Source organism: Bifidobacterium vespertilionis (assembly GCF_008698145.1).
GTDB lineage: Bacteria > Actinomycetota > Actinomycetes > Actinomycetales > Bifidobacteriaceae > Bifidobacterium > Bifidobacterium vespertilionis.
On the sequence record NZ_RZNZ01000002.1, the window covers coordinates 40,915 to 59,015 of the forward strand.

Genomic DNA, 18,101 nt, shown 5'->3' on the forward strand with positions numbered 1-18,101 from the left:
GGGGTGTGGCTGTGATAGCGCTCATCGTCGGAATGCTGGTGTCGCTCATCGTGACCCTGGTGGGCACGCCGCTGCTGATCAGGCTGGTGCACAGGCTGCATTACGGCCAGTACATTCGCCAGGACGGCCCGAAGTCGCATCAGGTCAAACGCGGCACGCCCACCCTGGGCGGCGTGGTCATCAACCTCGCCGTCCTGCTGGGATGGGGGTCCTCGGCGCTGTTCCGCTACTTCCGGACCGGCGACCTGCCCTCGTGGTCGGCCGTGCTCGTGCTGTTCGCGATGCTCTCCATGGGCCTTCTGGGCTTCATCGACGACTTCGCCAAGGTGCGCAAGAAACAGAATGAGGGCCTGACCATCCACGGCAAGTTCATCGGCCAGTTCATCTTCGCCACGGCCTACGCGGTGCTCGCGCTCATGGTGCCCACCAAGTCGGGCATGCCGAGCGCCCAGGCCGGCATGAGCTTCATCGAGACGCCGTTCGTCAGCTTCGACTTCGCCGGGCGCGCGGTGGCGATCGTGCTGTTCGTCATCTGGGTGAACCTGCTGCTCACCGCATGGACGAACGCCGTCAACCTCACCGACGGCCTGGACGGACTGGCCGCCGGCAGCTCCATGATCGCGTTCGTGGGCTTCGCGATCATCGCGTTCTGGGAGAGCTACCACATCAAGGGCGGCACCCACGAGGGCTTCTCCTACGCGGTGTCCGATCCGCTGGACCTGACGATCATCGCCGTGTGCGCGGCCGTGGCCTGCTTCGGCTTCCTGTGGTACAACGCCAACCCGGCCGAGATCTTCATGGGCGACACCGGCTCGCTGGCCCTGGGCGGCCTGTTCGCAGCCCTGTCGATCGCCACGCACACCGAGTTCCTGGCCATCATCCTGGGCGGCCTGTTCGTGATCGAGGTGTGCTCCGACGTGATCCAGATCACCTCGTTCCACCTCACCCACAAGCGTGTGTTCAAGATGGCCCCGATCCACCACCACTTCGAGCTGTGCGGATGGCCGGAGACGCGCGTGGTGGTGCGCTTCTGGATGATCGAGCTGATCTTCGTGCTCGTCGCCCTGGTGATCTTCTACTCCGATTGGGCCGCGCGATCCGGCCTGCTGTAGCGGGTCCCGCGGGTTGATGGTCCGGCCGGTGGCGGGCCGCGCCGGACCTGTGGTAGACCGTGACTGTAACAAGACCGCGCAAGAATGCCGGTGGACTGACGAATATGCCGGTGGGATGAACGGGTCGCGCGACCCGGATGGGAGTGACAAGCGATGATCGATCTGAGTGACAAGACCGTGATGGTGGCCGGCCTGGGCGTGTCCGGACGCAGTGTGCGGGAGGTGCTGGCCGGCAGGGCCAAGCGCGTGATCGGCGTGGACGAGCGGCGCGACGACGCCGATCTCAAGTCCTTCGAGAACCTGCCGTGGGAGGAGATCGACATGGTCATGACCTCCCCGGTGTTCAACCCGCGCACCCCGTTCATCCTGGAGGCCCAGCGCCGCGGCATCCCGGTGGTCAGCGAGGTGGAGCTCGCCTGGATGCTGCGCGCGGACAACGCGAGGACCGGCCGGCCGGCCGGATGGATCGGCATCACCGGCACCAACGGCAAGACCTCCACCACGGAGATGACCTCCGCCATGCTCACCGCCGCGGGCCTGACCGCGCCGGCCGTGGGCAACATCGGCAAGGCGGTCTCCCACGCGGCCGTGGATCCCGCCAACGACGCGCTGTGCGTGGAGCTGAGCTCCTTCCAGCTGCACTTCACGGACTCCCTGGAGCTTGACTGCGCGGTCATCACCAACCTCGCCGACGACCACCTCGACTGGCACGGCGGCTTCGAGAACTACGCGCACGACAAGTCCAAGGTCTACCGGGGCGTCAAGCGCGCGCTGGTCTACAACGCGGACGACGAGCGGGTCTCCGCGATCGCGCGCAAGGCCCAGCCTGCGCCCGGATGCCGCATGGTCGGGTTCACGCTGGGCGAGCCCGATGCCGGCCAGATCGGCGTGAAGGACGGCTGGGTGGTGGACATGAGCGGCGTGGCCGGACAGCCCGTCGGCGAGCCCGTCCGTCTGGCCCCCGTCGCATCGTTCACGCATCTGACCGAGCCGGACGGCACGGTCTACCCGCATCTGCTGGCCGACGGCCTGACCGCGTTGGCGCTGGCGCTGGGTTACGGCATCGACGCTGAGCCGGCCGTCAGGGCCCTGCAGGGCTTCGCGCCCGGCGGCCACCGCATCGTCACCGTCGCCACGTCCGCCGACGGCATCCGCTTCGTGGACGATTCCAAGGCCACCAACGCGCACGCCGCCCATGCCTCCCTGTCCAGCTTCGGCCCCAAGTCCGTGGTGTGGATCGCCGGCGGGCTGGCCAAGGGCAGTCGATTCGAGCAGCTGGTGGCCGATCAGGCGCACACCATCGCCGCCGCCGTGATCATCGGCAAGGACCAGCAGCCCATGCTGGATGCCTTCGCGGCCAGCGCGCCGGATATCCCGCTGACCGTGATCGACCCGGAGCCGAACGACACGGTCATGGAGCGCGCGGTGGAGGCTGCGGGCCGCTTCGCCAAGCCGGGCAATGTGGTGCTCATGGCCCCCGCCTGCGCATCGATGGACCAGTTCAAGTCGTACGCGGATCGAGGTGACCGCTTCGCCGCCGCGGCCGCGCGTTGGGTTGGCGAGCATGGCGCGCGCTGATCGGGCCGAACGCACGGAACGCGACGGACGCACGGAACGCGATGGGCGCCGGACCGCGTCGTCGTCCGCGAACGCCGCCGGGTCCGCGAACGCCTCATGGGCGGCGCGCGTCTCCGGATCGGACGCGTCGCGGGGCAGAGGCAGGTCCGGGTCCTCGCCGTCCGCCGGGGCTTCGCGCTCCGCGCGGGGCGAGAGCCGCTACACCGGCTGGCGCACGCTGCTCAACCCGCTGTGGTGCTACTGGGGATTCATGGCCTCCGTGATCGTGGTCACGATCTTCGGCCTGCTCATGGTGTTCTCCAGTTCCTCGGTGGACGCGGTGTCCAACAACCAGTCCCCGTGGTCCGAGCTCATCGACCAGGGCATCTTCTGCGCGGTGGGCTTTGTGGCCGCGGGACTGGCCATGCGCATGCCCCAAAAGTTCTACCAGCGGCTGGGCGGCGGCATCATCGTCTTCGCATGGCTCCTGCAGGCCCTCACCTTCACGCCGCTCGGCAAGTCCGTCAACGGCAACAACGGCTGGATCCATCTGGGACAGCTGTCCTTCCAACCGGCCGAATTCCTCAAGCTCGCGCTGTGCATCTGGCTGCCCGCCGGCATGATCCTGTGCCAGCGCAGGCTCAGGAGCCACAAGCTCCTCAAGGCGTACGCCCCCGCCCTCGTCGTATCCCTGATCAGTTTCGGTCTGGTGATGGCGGGCAAGGACCTGGGCACCGCCATGATCATCGTGCTCCTGTGCGCGTTCGCGTTCCTGATCGGCGGATTCCCCATCAAGGTGCTGCTGGCGGCCTGCGGCGCGGGCGTCGTGGGGATCGTGGCCATGTTCGTGCTCGGCAGCAGCAACCGCATGCAGCGCATCCTGGCCACCTACGGCAGCTGCACGGCCGAGCAGGCGCAGGGCGTGTGCTTCCAGTCCATCCACGGCACCTTCGCCATGGGCTCCGGCGGCCTGTTCGGCGTGGGGCTGGGCAATTCGCGCGAGAAGTGGAACTACCTGCCGGAGGCGCACAACGACTTCATCTTCGCGATCATCGGCGAGGAGCTCGGCTTCGTGGGCGCCACGCTGCTCGTGCTCGGCTTCGTGACCATGGGCTGGTGTCTGGTGAGCGTGGCCCTGCAGTGCAGGGACGCCTACGCGCGCATGGTGATGGTGTGCATCGCCGGGTGGATCGTGGGACAGGCGCTCATCAACATCGCCGTCGTGCTGGGCATGCTGCCGGTCATGGGCCTGCCGATGCCGTTCGTATCCTCCGGAGGCTCGGCGCTGGTCATGTGTCTGGCGGCCTCCGGCGTGGCCGTGCGGATGATGCGCGCGCAGCCGGACATCAAGGCCGCCCTGGCCAAGGCGTGACGCCCCGGGTTTCCGCGAGGGTCCCTTGGGGGCTAAGCTGACACTCATGAGTGAAAAGAAGGTTCATGTTGTGCTGGCCGGCGGTGGCACGGCCGGGCACGTCAATCCGCTGCTGAGCGTCGCCAACGCCATCAAGGCCAAGAGGCCGGACGCCGTCGTCACCGTGCTGGGAGGCACCACCGGACTGGAGAACCAGCTGGTGCCCGCGGCGGGATTCGAGATGGACACCATCGAAAAGGTGCCCTTCCCGCGTTCCATCAACGCAGCCGCCTTCCGATTCCCGTTCCGCTGGACGCGCGAGGTGCGCAAGGTCAAGGCCATCCTCACGGCCCGCCAGGCGGATGTGGTGTGCGGCTTCGGCGGCTACATCTCCGCGCCCGTGTACCGCGCCGCCAAGAAGATGGGCCTGCCCATGGCCATCCACGAGCAGAACGCCCGCGCCGGCATGGCCAACAAGCTGGGCGCACGCTGGGCCGACTACATCGGCACCGCGTATGAGAACACCGGTCTGAAGCCGGGGGAGAGGACCCGCGTGGAGCGTGTGGGCCTGCCCCTGCGCCCGGCCATCGCATCCCTCGCGGCCCGTCTCGAGGCCAATCCGCAGCTCGCCCGTGTGGAGGCCGCCTCCCAGCTGGGCGTGGATCCCACGCGCCCGCTCGTGCTCGTCACCGGCGGCTCGCTGGGCGCCCAGAGCCTCAACGAGGCCGTGGCCTCCAGCGCCAGGCAGCTGCTCGCCCACGCCCAGGTGGTGCATCTGACGGGCCGCGGCAAGCTCAAGGAGGTGCGTGAGCTGGTCGCCAAGTCCGCCGGCAAGGACGTGCTCAACGACCTCGGCATCGACCATGTGGGTCAGGGCGACTACCACGCCGTCGAATACCTGGAGCGCATCGACCTCGCGTTCGCGTGCGCCGATCTGGTGATCTGCCGCTCCGGCGCCGGTTCCGTCAGCGAGATCGCGGCGCTCGGCCTGCCCGCCGTCTACGTGCCGCTGCCCATCGGCAACGGCGAGCAGCGCTTCAACGCCCAGCCGGTGGTCGAGGCCGGCGGCGGCATCATGGTGTCCGACGCCGATTTCACCACGCAGTGGGTGCTTGCCAACGTGCCGTCTCTGCTGGCCGACCACGATCGTTTGTCCGCGATGGGCAAGGCGGCGTGGGGCTACGGCATCCGCGACGCAGCCGACGTCATGGCGGACCGCGTGCTGTCGCTGATCCGGTAGCCGCGTTCCGCGTGGCGACTTGTCCGCCCGGCGCACGACTGGCCGGGCGGACGCCGGTCTGGGCGCATGACCATAATGTGTACAGCCCTGTCATCGTTTCAAGGAGTGTCCCCGTGACCGAATCCACCGTTGTGCTTGACCCCACCCATGCATCCTTCGCCCCCGGCGAAACCGTGTCGGATCTGGGCGTCACCCATTTCATCGGCATCGGCGGGGCCGGCATGAGCGTGCTCGCCGAAATGCTGCACGAGGAGGGCGTGGCCGTCGCCGGATCGGACCGCGAGGAAAGCGCCAAGACCGATCGTCTCAAGGAGCTCGGCATCGGCGTGCGCATCGGGCAGAAGGCGGAGAACGTCGCCGGCGCGCGCACCGTGGTCTTCTCCAGCGCCATCAAGCCGGACAATCCGGAGATCGTGGCCGCGGCCGCCGCGGGGGAGAGGATCGTGCATCGCAGCGACATCCTCGCCCTGCTGCTCAACGCCAAGCGCGGCGTGACCGTGGCCGGCGCGCACGGCAAGACCACCACCAGCGCCCTGCTTTCCCATATTCTCGTCAACGCCGGCACTGGCGACCTCGCCGATCCGAGCTATGCGATCGGCGGCTCCATCCAGACCCCGGACGGCGGCGTCAAGGACGGCGGCCACGCGGGCCGCGGCGGCGTGCTCGTGGCCGAGGCCGACGAATCGGACGGCAGCTTCGAAAAGTACACGCCCGAAATCGCCATCATCACCAACGCCGAGCCCGATCATCTGGACCATTACGGCGATGCCGCGCACTATCACGCCGCATTCGTGGAGCATGCCGGGCACGCACGCGGGCATGTGGTGATCTGCGGCGACGACGCCGGCGCGCTGGACGTGATCGCGCAGCTGCCCGACGACGTGGCCGCGCGCACGATCGTCTACACCACCGCGCCCGCCGATCTGCCCGCGGCGGTTTCCGGCCGCGTGGAGGCCGTCGTGGCGATCGACCACGAGCGCGAGGCGGCCGAATCCGGCGCCGAACGATTCTCCATCGCCATCCCCGCCGGTTTGCTGGACCGGGAGGCCCCGGCCAGCGCCCCGGCGCGCATTGTGCCCGTGTCGCTGGTCATCTCCGGCATCCACAACGCCCGCAACGCCACCGCCGCCATTCTTGCGGCCGCGTTGCTCGGCATGGATCCGGACGTGGCCGCCAAGGCCGCCGCGGACTTCCGTGGCGCCGCCCGCCGCTTCCAGATCCGCGGCGTGGTGGAGGGCGTGACCGTGGTGGACGATTATGCGCACCACCCCACCGAGATCGCCGCGCTGCTCGACGCCGCCCGCCGCCGCTACCCCGGCGCCACGCTGCGCGTGCTGTTCCAGCCGCACCTGTTCTCCCGCACCAAGTTCTTCGCGCGCGAGTTCGCCGAGGCCCTGTCCAAGGCCGACGATGTGATCGTCACCTGCATCTTCCCCGCCCGCGAGAAGGCCGAGGATTTCCCCGGCGTGGGCGGCCAGACCGTGGTGGATGCCGCCGCGGGCGTGGCGCACGATCCTCAGGACGACTGGATCCACGCCGTGCCGGACATGTGCCAGGCCGCCAAGATGCTGTGCATGCGCGCGCATCGAGGCGATGTGCTGTTCACCGTGGGCGCCGGCGACGTGACCCAGATGGCCACCGTGATGCTGCGCGTGCTCGAGGCGCACCGCGAAATGCATCAGATCCACGATTCCGCGTCCTCGGCGGAGCGGCAATGACCGGTCGCGTCGTCTCCTCCGGCTCCTCCGGGGAACCGCGCACGGCCAAATCGTCGGGGCGAGCTTCTTCCTCCTCCGGGGCTGCCGGAACTTCCAGAGCTCCCAAGGTTTCAGGTGTTTCCAAGGCTTCCGGGGCTTCCGGAACTCCGCGGTCATCCTCCGGCGCGGGGGTTTTCGGCGCTTCGGGATCCGGCGCCCCCTCCGGCACGTTCAAGGCCGCGCGCAAGCGTTCCGCGATGGCCGCGCGCAACGCCGCCGCCACTGCGGGCCGCAGCGCTTCCGCATCGCGCGTGAAGCCCGGCAAGCCGGCCGCCCAGGGCAAGGTCTCGCAGACCAAGCGCCCGTTCCCGCGATTCCCCAAATTCCCCGGGGCCGTGGAGGAGCCGCATAGCACCGGAAACACCCCGCAATCCGGCCGTTCCGTGCAAACCGGACGTTCCATGCAATCCGGCCAACCCGCCCGCGTCGGCAGGGCCGTCGGATCGGCAGGGGCGCAGACCCCCGCGGCGCGTCCCACGCGATCCCAGCCGGGCGGATTCGTGGATGCGCGTCATCTGGGCACCGACCGCACGGTGGGCGAACGTCTGCGCGACGAGGGATCCGGCCCATTCCGCCGGCCCAAGGTGATCGGCTTCACCGCCCGCGCCAAGGAGGAACGCAAGGCCCGAACCCTGTCCATCCTCATCCGCGTAGGGCTGGCTCTGGCCGTTGTGGCCGTGGTTTCCGGCCTGACGTGGCTGCTGTTCTTCTCCCCGGTGCTCAAGCTGCAGGCCGGTCAGATCCGCGTCGAGGGTGCGAACGAATGGGTCACCGAGGAGCAGGTCTCCCAGATCGCCGCCAAACAGGCGGACAAGTCGTTGCTCGTCGTCTCCACCGGGTCGATTGCCTCGGAGCTCAAGGCCATGCCCGGCGTCACCACCGCCGATGTGGCCAAGCAGTGGCCGCACGGCCTGTCCATCACCGTGGCCGCCCAGAAGCCCGCCGCCGTGCTCAAATCGGCCGACGGGTCGATGACGGCCGTGGACAGCCAGGCGCGCGTGCTCAACGCCGTGGGCGCCTCCGTGGCCGGCATCCCGGTGATCGACGTGGATGATGTGGACAGCGGTCTGCAGAACCGTGCCGTGCAGCAGGCGCTGCAGATCCTGGCCTCCCTGCCCGAATCGATGCGCCAGCGCACCACGTCGGTGACCGCCAAGACGCAGGACTCGGTCACCACCGTGCTGGATGGCGGCAACTACACGATCGTGTGGGGCGACGCCTCGCAGTTGGAGCTCAAGAAGGCCGAGGTGGACAAGATCATCAACGATCCGGCCGTGATCGGCGACAAGCACCAGGTCAACGTCAGTTCGCCCAAGAAGCCGATCATCAAGTAGCCGGGCGTGGGGTGCGCCTACGCTTTGCGCATCAGCTCGTCGGTGTCCATCACGATCGTCACGGGCCCGTCGTTGACCAGCCCCACGCGCATATGCGCGCCGAAACGCCCCTCGCGCACCGGTATGCCGCCCGACCGCAGCGCCTCGTTGAACTTGATCCACACGATGTCCGCGTGATCGGGCTTGCCGGCCTTCACGAAGCTCGGCCGGTTGCCCTTGCGCACGTCGGCGAACAGCGTGAACTGCGAGATGGACAGGATTTCCCCGCCCACGTCCTGGATCGACTGGTTCATCTTGCCCTGCGCGTCCTCGAACACCCGCAGGTTCAGGATCTTGTGCGCCAGCCATGCGATCTCGTCGTCGCCGTCCGAATCCTGCACGCCCACCAGCAGCACATATCCCAGGCCGATCTGCTGGGGTTCGAAGGTGGGGTCGATCTCGCCGCTGGCCTCGTCGACCACATCGACGCTCGCCTGACTCACACGCTGCAATACGATTCTCATGCGTTCCACTGTAGCCGATCGGACGGGCGGGGCGGCTGGGCTGCTCAACCGGGCCGGGCGATCGGACGGGGCGGGCGATCGGGCTGCCTAACCGGAGGCATTGGTCGGAGGCGTGGGTCGGAGGCGTGGGGCGGAGGCATTGGCCGGTCCGCCTGTGCCGTGACGCGGGGTGTGACTGGGCGTGTGACGCGGGGTGTGACCCGGCGTGCGTTGTGACCCGGCGTGTGACATGGTGTGGACGCACCCGGTCACGGGGCATCAAAAACGTTGAAATAAAGCCATTTTAAAACCCCTGTGACCGGGAATGGGCACACCCGGTCACACCCCGCGTCACAACGCACGCCATGTCACGCCCCCGATCGCGCCCGGCCCCGCCTGCCCACTCCCGACTGCCCACACCCGATCGCGCCCGGCCCCGCCTGCCCACTCCCGGCCACGTCCGGCCGCAAACTGGGCAAATCGGGATCATCGCAACGCAAACTGGGCAAACCAGGACGTTCGATTTGCAAACTGGGCAGAACGGAACATCTGGAGGCCGATTTTGGCGTCCAGACGACCAGATCTGCCCAGTTCACAAAACAACAGTCCCGATCTGCCCAGTCTGCGACACAACAGGGGGCACAAACATTACAACCGGACAGAACCCGAAACCATCCCCCCACGATGTGGAAACGGGGGATCCAAAAGCCGGGCCGCATTCGCCCCGTGGCGTCCTCATCCGTATGCTTGACCGGGCCAATTGAACAAGTACGTAGTCAAGATTGAATCTACGATGCTATTGCCAAGGAAAGGAATCCGATGAAGAAAACCATCAGCGCGATGCTGGGCGCGGCCATGCTCATTGCCCTGGGATCCTGCGGCGCCGGCGAGCCTGCGGAGCAGAAGAGCGAGGCGGCGCAGCCCACGCTCTCCTCCATCACCGTCAACTACACCGGCTCCACCGATCCGGACACCACGATCAGCGATCTGAGCAACATGGAGGTGACCGGCCAGTACAGCGACGGCGCGACGAAGACCCCGGAGGGATGCGAGCTGCTGAGCCCGGTGACGCTGAAGCCCGGCACCACCTATCTGGTGACCGTGGTGTGCGGCAGCGTGACCGGCGACACGACCGTGACCGGCAGCGGCGAGGCGCAGTGATGCGGAGTCGGTGACGGCGGGCATTTGGCGGGCCGGTGGCGATAGTACGGCGGCCCGCCGCGCGATGCCCAAGGTGTGCGCAATATGACGCTCAATAGCGCGCAATATGCGCGGAATATGAAAGAGGGCTTGGAATCGTTGGTTTTTCAACGTTTCCAAGCCCTCTGGCTTTGTGGAGCTGCGGGGAATTGAACCCCGGTCCGATGACCGAACCCTCAGTCTTCTACGTGCGTAGTCTGCTGGCCGTATGGCATTTTTTCTGCCCCCATCTGTGTCGCAGACAACCGATGGCGGGCATATCCACAGTTAAAGTCCCGACGTCGCCCTGCGGCCCGGCGACATCAGCAAGTCTTCTAAACGACGCTCAGCTTCTCCCCGAAGACATGAGAGAGTGAACGGAGCGGCTGCTCACTGGTTAATCCTGGCGCGAAGCTCAGGCAGCGAGAGCGAACTCAGTGCGGTTAGATTTAGCACTTATTCTTTTGCAGGGGACATCCACGAGCGGACCCTGCGTTCTCGGCACGCTTCCCTGCGACGAACAGGTCACCGTCGAAACCGATCAGCCCCAATCTTGAATTATCAAGCTTCCGACCATTTCCGTATGGATCCGGACGGACATTTCAATTTACCACAGTTGATACAACAAATCAAATCGGACGATTATTCCCAAGGCCTTCCCATCGTCCCCTCGGGCGGGTAGGTTGGAACCCATGAGTTCCAAAGCATTACGAATGTCCACCATGTTCCTGCGCACTCTGCGCGAGGACCCCGCGGACGCGGACGTCGATTCGGCCAAGCTGCTCCAGCGCGCCGGCTACATCCGCAAGGCCGCGCCCGGCATCTGGACCTGGCTGCCGCTGGGCCTGAGCGTCCTCAACAAGATCGAGGCGATCATCCGCGAGGAGATCAACGGCATCGGCGCCCAGGAGGTCCACTTCCCGGCCCTGCTGCCGCGCGAGCCCTACGAGGCCACCCACCGCTGGGAGGAGTATGGCGACAACATCTTCCGTCTCAAGGACCGCCACCAGGCCGACTACCTGCTCGCGCCCACCCATGAGGAGATGTTCACCCTGCTGGTCAAGGACATGTACTCGTCCTACAAGGACCTGCCCGTCACCCTGTACCAGATCCAGACCAAGTACCGCGACGAGTTCCGCCCGCGCGCCGGCCTGATCCGCGGCCGCGAGTTCATCATGAAGGACGCCTACTCCTTCACCATCGACGAGGAGGGCATGCGCAAGGCGTACCACGACGAGCGCGGCGCCTACGAGCGCATCTTCCAGCGCCTCGACCTCAAGTACGTGCCGGTGTTCGCCATGTCCGGCCCCATGGGCGGCTCCGCCTCCGAGGAGTTCCTGGCCCCCATGGCCATCGGTGAGGACACCTTCGCACTGGCCCCTTCCGGCAAGGCGTGGAACGTCGAGGCCCTGACCACTCCGGAACTGCCCGAGATCGACAGCTCGAACACCCCCGCCGCCTCCAAGCGCCCCACCCCGGACGCCAAGAGCATCGAGAACATGATCGCGCGCGCCAATGCGGACAACCCGCGTGCGGACGGCCGCGAGTGGCAGGCTTCGGACATCCTCAAGAACGTGGTCATCACCGTCAAGCACCCCGAGGACGCGGACCACGACGAGCCGTGGCGCGAGGTCATCGTGGTGGGCGTGCCCGGCGACCGCACGGTGGACATGAAGCGTCTGGAGGCTCAGTTCGCGCCGGCCGAGCTTGAGGAGGCCACCGAGGAGGACCTCAAGAAGCATCCCGAGCTGGTCCCCGGCTACATCGGTCCGATGGTCCTCGGACCGCAGGCCAAGGCCGCCGGCGTGGAGGAGCCCGTGCGCTACTTCGTGGACGCGCATGTGGTCAAGGGCTCCGCATGGTTCACCGGCGCCGACGAGAACGAGGTCGACTACTACGATCTGGTCTACGGCCGCGATTTTGAGGCGGATGGCCGCGTGGAGGCCGTCGAGGTCCGTCACGGCGACATGAGCCCGGACGGCTCCGGCCCGCTCAGCTTCGAGCGCGGCGTGGAGATCGGCCAGGTCTTCCAGCTGGGTCTCAAGTACTCCAACGCGCTGGACCTCAAGGTGCTCGACCAGAACGGCAAGACCGTCCCGGTGTGGATGGGCTGCTATGGCATCGGCGTCTCCCGCGTGCTCGCCTGCATCGCCGAGACCCATCATGACGACGCCGGTCTGGCGTGGCCCGCGGTCATCGCCCCGGCCCAGGTGCATGTGGTGGCCACCGGCAAGGATCAGGCCGCCTTCGACGCCGCCGAGAAGCTGGTGGACGAGCTGGAGGAGCGCGGCATCGAGGTCATCTACGACGACCGTCCGAAGGTCTCCCCGGGCGTGAAGTTCAAGGATGCCGAGCTGATCGGCGTGCCGCTGATCGCCGTCGCCGGCCGCGACACCGTGAACAACGGCACCATCGAGATCCGCAACCGCGACGGTTCGGACAAGGTCGCTGTGGCGGCGGCTGACGCCGCCGCCACGCTGGCGGACCGCCTCGCGGCCCTGCTGCAGCGCTGAACGAAGAGCTGAAAGCGTCGATAGCGCAACAGGCCCGCCCGGAAAAACCGGGCGGGCCTGTTTCATGTCCTTTTTCATGTTCGCACGGTCTATGGAACGAGGTGCGGTTGATGGGTGCGGCTGGGTATCGGGCGGTTTCTGCGTGGTATCTGCATAATCAGGGGTACTTTTGCCCTTTTGCAGACACCTATCTGCATAATCGGGGTGATCGACGCGGCCGCTTCGGCCGATGAGCGCCGAATTGAAACGTTTGAATTAGTTTGTTCGGCATCGGGGATGAGGATGACCGTCCCTGATTATGCAGATAGGTGTCTGCAAAAATCGAAATGTACCCCTGATTATGCAGTTGTGGCCCATGGTGCCCTCCACAGGTGACGGGGCACGACATCCCAAAGAGGTTTGCGGGTTCTTCTTCGTCCGTCGCAGATCTGACGAACGGTCATTCTCGGGCGCAGGGGTACCGGGACGCCGAGCACGGCCTCGCATTTCGTCGCGATGCGTTGTGCCAGTCGTTCCTCACCCTCCTCGCTGCGCAGATCCACCACCGTGACTTTGATGTAAATCCATCCCAGATCTTCCAACTCCTCCCGCCGTTGGTCGTCGCGCAATACCTGATCCCCACTGAATCGATGGTAGTTCCCGTCATATTCAATGGCTATGCGGAGCTCCGGATAAGCATTGTCCAGAAAGATAATTCGGCCATTGGGCAGCCGAACCGGATGATTCACCACCGGTTCGGGCAGGCCGTACATCATCGGGACCAATCGCGTGCGCGTCTCCTGGGAGGAGTCGGTGCCTTCCTGCATCAGCGCGAGCGCCCGGTGGCAATTGCGAATGCCGTGGAAATGATCGGCTCGCCCAAGATAGGCATGAAAGTCCTCCAAGGAGGCGCGGGTCAGCCGCCTGTCCCGACGCATCAGGGATTCTCCCAGCACGATGAGTTCCTTGAGAGTCAGTATGCCGGCATAGTGCGCCCATGTGCACACGGGCGTGGTGCACAGCACGGTCCTTCCGATGGGTGCCGCTTCTATTGGACCCGTCCATGACAGGAAACGCACGCCTTTGATCCGGCCCTTGCCGTTCTGATCCGCCACCACCACATCCATGTCGGTGCGGCGACGTTCGGCCTCGGGCTCGATGGGCTTCTCCACGGCGAGCAGCTCCAAGGCGTCGGACCTTGCGAAGACCAGCGGATGCTTGGTGCGGCGCTGCAGGGCGTCGCATGCCTCGAAACGACGGCGCTTCAGATCGGTGAGTGCTTCCAGTGAGTATGATTCGGTGCTCATGCCTTCGACGCTATCCGGTTCTTCCATCCGGCGAAAGCCCGAACCGTCCCGCGGTGCACAAGTGGATATCTCGTGTCGCTGTGGATGAATGTGGCCCGAAATGGCGGGGTTATGCAGGGGCTTATCCACACAACGCGCTACGACACGCGCGAAACCATGGCTTGGGGGGACACATTCGCGCACATCGGCCCGCGCGGCTTGAGGGCGGCGGCACCGATGGGGCACAGTGGGCATCACCGCTCAGGACGCGGCGCCGGACGGCACGGCGGGGAAAGGACCATCTCAGTCATCCCTCACTCTTCCCCATGCGTGTCCCTGCTGAGACGCCGCGGCCCGAAGCGGGCCAATGTCATCCCGGCCAAGACCGGGACCCTATAACCGCAAACAGCCACAAGGAAAGGAACCAACATGGCACAGCAAGGCATCGTCACCATCAACGGATATGTGGGAGGCAAACCCCGCCGCCTGGGGCAGGAGGGAGGCACGCCCATCAGCGTGTTCAACATGGGCACCACGCGCAGCTTCTTCAGTCAGGCCAGCGGACAGTGGGTGGATCTGCCCACGCTCTGGGTCAAGGTGAAGGCGTTCCGTTCGCTGGCCCTCAACGTGCTGGATTCGGTCCACAAGGGGGAGCCAGTGATCGTGACCGGCCAGATCGGCATGGAGGAGTGGACCGATCGCGACGGCCGGCAGCAGACCACCATCGTGATCAACGCCACGAACATCGGGCACGATCTGAACACCGGCCGGTCGGTGTTCACCAAAATGCCGCGCAATAACCAGAACGGGCAGGGCGACCAGCAGAATGGCCAGAATGCCCCTGGAGATCCTCAGCAGAACGGCGAGGGCCGGGATCCCTTCAATGAGTCGCAGGGGTACGGTGCCAACCAAGGATACGGCGGCAACCAGGGCTACGGCGGCAACCAGGGATTTGGTAATCAGGGCGATCAGGGTTACGGCGGCAATCAACAGTGGAACAATCAGCAGGGCAGCAACCAGCAGGCCAGTGGCGGCCCGGGGTACGGCAATCAGGGGTATGCCAACCAGCGAGGATATGGCGTCGGCGATGGGGGCGGCGCGTCCGGTCCGATGAACGGGATGCCGGGGCCGTCCGGGCAATCCGCGCCGGGTGCCTTCGATCGGGGCGTTGCCGATGCCGGCCCGTCGGCATGGTCCCAGCGCAATCAGCAGTCCTCGCAGCAGCCGCCCGTCCGCGCTCAGGAGCAATCGTCGCAGACCGGCATTCAGACCACGCAGACGTCGTCGCTTCAGTCCGGCGCCGCTCCGGGCTCGCAGCCGGGGGATGCTGCGCAGTCGGGGGAGTCCTCGCAGTCCACCACGGTTCAGCAGTCCGCCTTGTCTCAGCAGTCCGCCCCCGCACCGGCGGTTCAGACCGACAGCTTCGGCACCGAAACGGAGAATGGGAATGAGGAATTCTGAGCGCGGGCGGCGGGCTCGAGGTCGGCTGCGGAACGAAACCAAGACCAGACCGCGGACCAGATCCGGCGATCAACCCCGCGGCGGTCGATCGCCGAGGTCGCCGCCCCTCGCCGGAAGCCCCGCGGGCGCCCGCCCGCTTTCGCTCTGAATTGTGTACCATCGCGAAAGCCCCTCCGAAACGCCGAAATGAGAAGGGATCGGCGCCCCGGAGGGGCTTTCTCGCGTCAGTGCTGAGTCAACGATGCATCAGCACTGCATCAAGCGATGCGTCGGCGCGACTACCAGATGCGCACGCGATCGGCCGGGTCGAGCCACATGCCGTCGCCGGGCTTCACATCGAACGCCTCGGCGAACAGGTCCACGTTGCGCACGATGCCGTTGGTGCGGCACTCGGCGGGGGAGTGCGGGTCGATCTGCAGGTACTGCTCGGCCAGCTCGTCGCGGTTCTTTGTGCGCCAGATCGAGGCGTAGCTCAGGAAGAAGCGCTGCAGGCCGGTGAAGCCGTCCATCTCGGGCGCCTCGGCGAGCGCGGCGCGGATCGCCTCGGGGCTGCCGGATTCGGCGCTGGCCGGGTCGATCGCGAAGGCGTAGGCCTTGAGCGCGATGTTCACGCCGCCCAAATCGCCGATGTTCTCGCCGATCGTCAGCGCGCCGTTGACGTGCGGGGCCTTGCTCGGATCGTCCGCGTACTTGGCCTTGAGCTGCTCGGGCACGAAGGCGTTGTACTGCTCGATCAGCGCGTGGGTGCGGGCCTCGAAGTTCTTGCGATCCTCGTCGGTCCACCAGTTGTTGAGCTTGCCGTCGCCGTCGTACTGCGAGCCCTGGTCGTCGAAGCCGTGGCCGATCTCGTGGCCGATCACCGCGCCGATGCCGCCGTAGTTCGCGGCGTCGTCCGCCTCCGGGTTGAAGAACGGGGGCTGCAGGATGGCCGCCGGGAACACGATCACGTTCATGGTCGGCTCGTAGTAGGCGTTCACGGTCTGCGGGTTCATGAGCCACTCGTCCTTGTCCACCGGCTTGCCCACCTTGGCGAGCTGGTAGCCGGTCTCGTACAGGGCGGAGGCCTTGGCGTTGGCCGCGTAGGGGGCATCGGCGCTCACGTCGAGGGCGGAGTAGTCGCGCCAGTGGTTGGTGTAGCCGATCTTCGGGGAGAACTTGGAGAGCTTCTCCAGCGCCTTGGCCTTGGTGGCCTCGCCCAGCCAGTCGGAGTTCGAGATGGAGACGCGGTAGGCGTCGATCAGGTTGGCGACGAGCTGCTCCATGCGCTCCTTGGAGCTCTCCGGGAAGTGACGCTTCACGTACTCGCGGCCCACGTCCTCGCCGCAGGTGGCGTTGACCAGGCTCACGGCGCGCTTCCAGCGGTCGCGCTGGGCCTTGGCGCCGGAGAGCACCTTGCCGTAGAAATCGAAGTTGGTCTCGTCGAACTGCTTCGACAGGCCGGAGGCGGCGCCGATGATCGCGTGCACGCGCGCCCACAGCTTCAGATCCTCCAGATCGGCGGACTTCCAGAAGTCGTTGAGGCCGGTCAGGAAGCTGGGCTCGTGCACGATCACCTTGGCGAACACGGCCTTGAGGTCGATCGGCTGGGCCTTGGCGGCGCTGGTCGCGTCGTAGGCGGTCTGCCAGGCGTCGATCCAGGCGGCCAGATCGAAATCGGCCAGCGTGGCGGCCAGATCCTCGAAGGAGGTGGGGTTGTAGGTCTTCACGGAGTCGCGCGTGGCCACGTTGTCCCAGTGGTGCTTGGCGATGCGGGTCTCCACATCAAGGTAGCGCTTGGCGGCCGCGTCGGCCTCGTCGCCGGAGGCGTAGCCGGCGTTCTCGAGCTGCTTGGCGACCATGGCGACGTAGGCCTCGCGCACGGGCGCGTAGTGGTCGTCGCGGTAGTAGGCCTCGTCGGGCAGACCCAGACCGGCCTGCTCGATGTGCGCGATGTTGAAGTCGGGATTTCCCGGGTCGCCGAAGATGTACAGACCGAACAGGTCGGGGCCACCGGTGGGGTTGAGGATGCCGAGCACGCGGGTCAGCGCGGCCTTGGACTCGGCGGCGTCGATGTCGTCAAGATCGGGGCGGATCGGGTTGATGCCGGCGGCCTCGATGGCGTCGGTGTCCAGGAAGCTCTTGTACAGGGCCGCGGACTTGGCGGCGGGGCAGTCGTCCTCCTCGAGGATCTCGCGCACCTGCTTTTCGGCGTCCTCGGCGAGCTTGTCGAAGGAGCCGTAGCGGGAGCGGTCGTCGGGCAGACGATAGGTGTCGATCCACGGGCCGTTCACGTAGCGGAACAGGTCCTCGGATGGCTTGGTGACGGAGGAGAAGGATGCCGGATCAAGGCCGGAAGTCAGTGCATTGGTCATGGTCCCAGCCTATCCGCGTTCGGCGACACGGGCGTGCGGGCGTGCGGGCGTGCGGTGGGCGCGCGGCCGGGGGTGTTCCCCCTGTTGTATTGCAAACTGGGCAGATCGGGACTGTTGTTTTGTGAACTGGGCAGATCGGGACTGTTGTTTTGTGAACTGGGCAGATCTGGTCGTCTGGACGCCAAAATCGGCCTCCAGATGTTCCGTTCTGCCCAGTTTGTGTTGCGATGATCACGATTTGCCCAGTTTGCGGCCGGACGTGGCCGGGAGTGGGCAGGCGGGGCCGGGCGTGACCGGGTGTGGTCGGGCGCGATCGGGGTGTGACATGGCGTGCGTTGTGACGCGGGGTGTGACCGGGTGTGCCCATTCCTGGTCACAGGGGTTTAAAAATGGCTTTATTTCAACGTTTTTGACGGCTCGTGACCGGGTGCGTCCACGCCATGTCACACGCCCGGTCACAACGCACGCCATGTCACACATCCAGTCACACGCCTCGTCA

At 66.3% G+C, this 18,101-nt stretch carries 12 protein-coding genes and 1 other RNA gene; 9 read left to right on the forward strand and 4 right to left on the reverse strand.

Annotation, left to right across the window (positions count from 1 at the left end; translation table 11 throughout):
• The first annotated feature begins 11 nt into the window (after positions 1 to 11).
• The 6 genes from mraY (at position 12) to EMO90_RS01595 (ending at position 8,351) form a co-directional block, all read left to right on the forward strand.
• Positions 12 to 1,112, forward strand: coding sequence for a phospho-N-acetylmuramoyl-pentapeptide-transferase (gene mraY / locus EMO90_RS01570; RefSeq protein WP_150354097.1), 1,101 nt, complete (start codon positions 12 to 14; stop codon positions 1,110 to 1,112).
• 153 nt (positions 1,113 to 1,265) lie between these two features.
• On the forward strand, positions 1,266 to 2,690 hold the full coding sequence (gene murD, locus EMO90_RS01575; RefSeq protein WP_190972005.1) for a UDP-N-acetylmuramoyl-L-alanine--D-glutamate ligase: 1,425 nt from the start codon (positions 1,266 to 1,268) through the stop codon (positions 2,688 to 2,690).
• Positions 2,677 to 4,041: a peptidoglycan glycosyltransferase FtsW gene (locus tag EMO90_RS01580; protein WP_150354067.1), complete on the forward strand. Its 1,365-nt coding sequence runs from the start codon at positions 2,677 to 2,679 to the stop codon at positions 4,039 to 4,041. Before murD ends, EMO90_RS01580 begins: the two co-directional genes overlap by 14 nt.
• Positions 4,042 to 4,087: 46 nt before the next feature.
• Complete coding sequence (locus EMO90_RS01585) at positions 4,088 to 5,260, forward strand: UDP-N-acetylglucosamine--N-acetylmuramyl-(pentapeptide) pyrophosphoryl-undecaprenol N-acetylglucosamine transferase (RefSeq protein WP_150354066.1); 1,173 nt, start codon at positions 4,088 to 4,090, stop codon at positions 5,258 to 5,260.
• Positions 5,261 to 5,391: 131 nt separating this feature from the next.
• A complete protein-coding gene (gene murC, locus EMO90_RS01590; RefSeq protein WP_190972008.1) occupies positions 5,392 to 6,978 on the forward strand; it encodes a UDP-N-acetylmuramate--L-alanine ligase in 1,587 nt (528 codons plus the stop codon).
• Between the two features lie 440 nt (positions 6,979 to 7,418).
• A complete protein-coding gene (locus EMO90_RS01595; RefSeq protein WP_150354094.1) occupies positions 7,419 to 8,351 on the forward strand; it encodes a cell division protein FtsQ/DivIB in 933 nt (310 codons plus the stop codon).
• 17 nt (positions 8,352 to 8,368) lie between these two features.
• Here EMO90_RS01595 and dtd read toward each other — a convergent pair whose 3' ends face one another.
• Positions 8,369 to 8,854, reverse strand: coding sequence for a D-aminoacyl-tRNA deacylase (gene dtd, locus EMO90_RS01600; RefSeq protein ID WP_150354065.1), 486 nt, complete (start codon positions 8,852 to 8,854; stop codon positions 8,369 to 8,371).
• A gap of 798 nt (positions 8,855 to 9,652) precedes the next feature.
• Here dtd and EMO90_RS01605 point away from each other — a divergent pair.
• Positions 9,653 to 9,994, forward strand: a complete 342-nt coding sequence (locus EMO90_RS01605; protein ID WP_150354064.1) for a hypothetical protein — start codon at positions 9,653 to 9,655, stop codon at positions 9,992 to 9,994.
• A 170-nt stretch (positions 9,995 to 10,164) separates the two neighbouring features.
• Here the strand turns inward: EMO90_RS01605 and ssrA are convergent.
• Positions 10,165 to 10,561, reverse strand: a transfer-messenger RNA (tmRNA) gene (gene ssrA / locus EMO90_RS01610).
• A gap of 143 nt (positions 10,562 to 10,704) precedes the next feature.
• Here ssrA and EMO90_RS01615 point away from each other — a divergent pair.
• Positions 10,705 to 12,525, forward strand: coding sequence for a proline--tRNA ligase (locus EMO90_RS01615; RefSeq protein WP_190972004.1), 1,821 nt, complete (start codon positions 10,705 to 10,707; stop codon positions 12,523 to 12,525).
• 338 nt (positions 12,526 to 12,863) lie between these two features.
• On the opposite strand, the gene EMO90_RS01620 is transcribed toward EMO90_RS01615, so the two are convergent.
• Positions 12,864 to 13,811: a hypothetical protein gene (locus EMO90_RS01620; RefSeq protein WP_150354063.1), complete on the reverse strand. Its 948-nt coding sequence runs from the start codon at positions 13,809 to 13,811 to the stop codon at positions 12,864 to 12,866.
• A gap of 408 nt (positions 13,812 to 14,219) precedes the next feature.
• Here EMO90_RS01620 and EMO90_RS01625 point away from each other — a divergent pair, with 408 nt between their 5' ends.
• A complete protein-coding gene (locus EMO90_RS01625) occupies positions 14,220 to 15,251 on the forward strand; it encodes a single-stranded DNA-binding protein (RefSeq protein WP_150354062.1) in 1,032 nt (343 codons plus the stop codon).
• 278 nt (positions 15,252 to 15,529) lie between these two features.
• On the opposite strand, the gene EMO90_RS01630 is transcribed toward EMO90_RS01625, so the two are convergent.
• The gene (locus EMO90_RS01630; protein ID WP_150354061.1) at positions 15,530 to 17,602 is read right to left on the reverse strand and encodes a M13 family metallopeptidase; all 2,073 of its coding nucleotides are present in this window, start codon (positions 17,600 to 17,602) and stop codon (positions 15,530 to 15,532) included.
• Positions 17,603 to 18,101 lie beyond the last annotated feature (499 nt).

Bases quoted from the DNA above. Each gene is read 5' to 3' on its own strand.
- EMO90_RS01620 (WP_150354063.1), bottom strand. From the start codon at position 13,811: ATGAGCACCGAATCATACTCACTGGAAGCACTCACCGATCTGAAGCGC.
- dtd (WP_150354065.1), bottom strand. From the start codon at position 8,854: ATGAGAATCGTATTGCAGCGTGTGAGTCAGGCGAGCGTCGATGTGGTC.
- murD (WP_190972005.1), top strand. From the start codon at position 1,266: ATGATCGATCTGAGTGACAAGACCGTGATGGTGGCCGGCCTGGGCGTG.
- EMO90_RS01595 (WP_150354094.1), top strand. From the start codon at position 7,419: ATGCAATCCGGCCAACCCGCCCGCGTCGGCAGGGCCGTCGGATCGGCA.
- EMO90_RS01625 (WP_150354062.1), top strand. From the start codon at position 14,220: ATGGCACAGCAAGGCATCGTCACCATCAACGGATATGTGGGAGGCAAA.
- EMO90_RS01630 (WP_150354061.1), bottom strand. From the start codon at position 17,602: ATGACCAATGCACTGACTTCCGGCCTTGATCCGGCATCCTTCTCCTCC.
- EMO90_RS01580 (WP_150354067.1), top strand. From the start codon at position 2,677: ATGGCGCGCGCTGATCGGGCCGAACGCACGGAACGCGACGGACGCACG.
- EMO90_RS01585 (WP_150354066.1), top strand. From the start codon at position 4,088: ATGAGTGAAAAGAAGGTTCATGTTGTGCTGGCCGGCGGTGGCACGGCC.
- EMO90_RS01615 (WP_190972004.1), top strand. From the start codon at position 10,705: ATGAGTTCCAAAGCATTACGAATGTCCACCATGTTCCTGCGCACTCTG.
- EMO90_RS01605 (WP_150354064.1), top strand. From the start codon at position 9,653: ATGAAGAAAACCATCAGCGCGATGCTGGGCGCGGCCATGCTCATTGCC.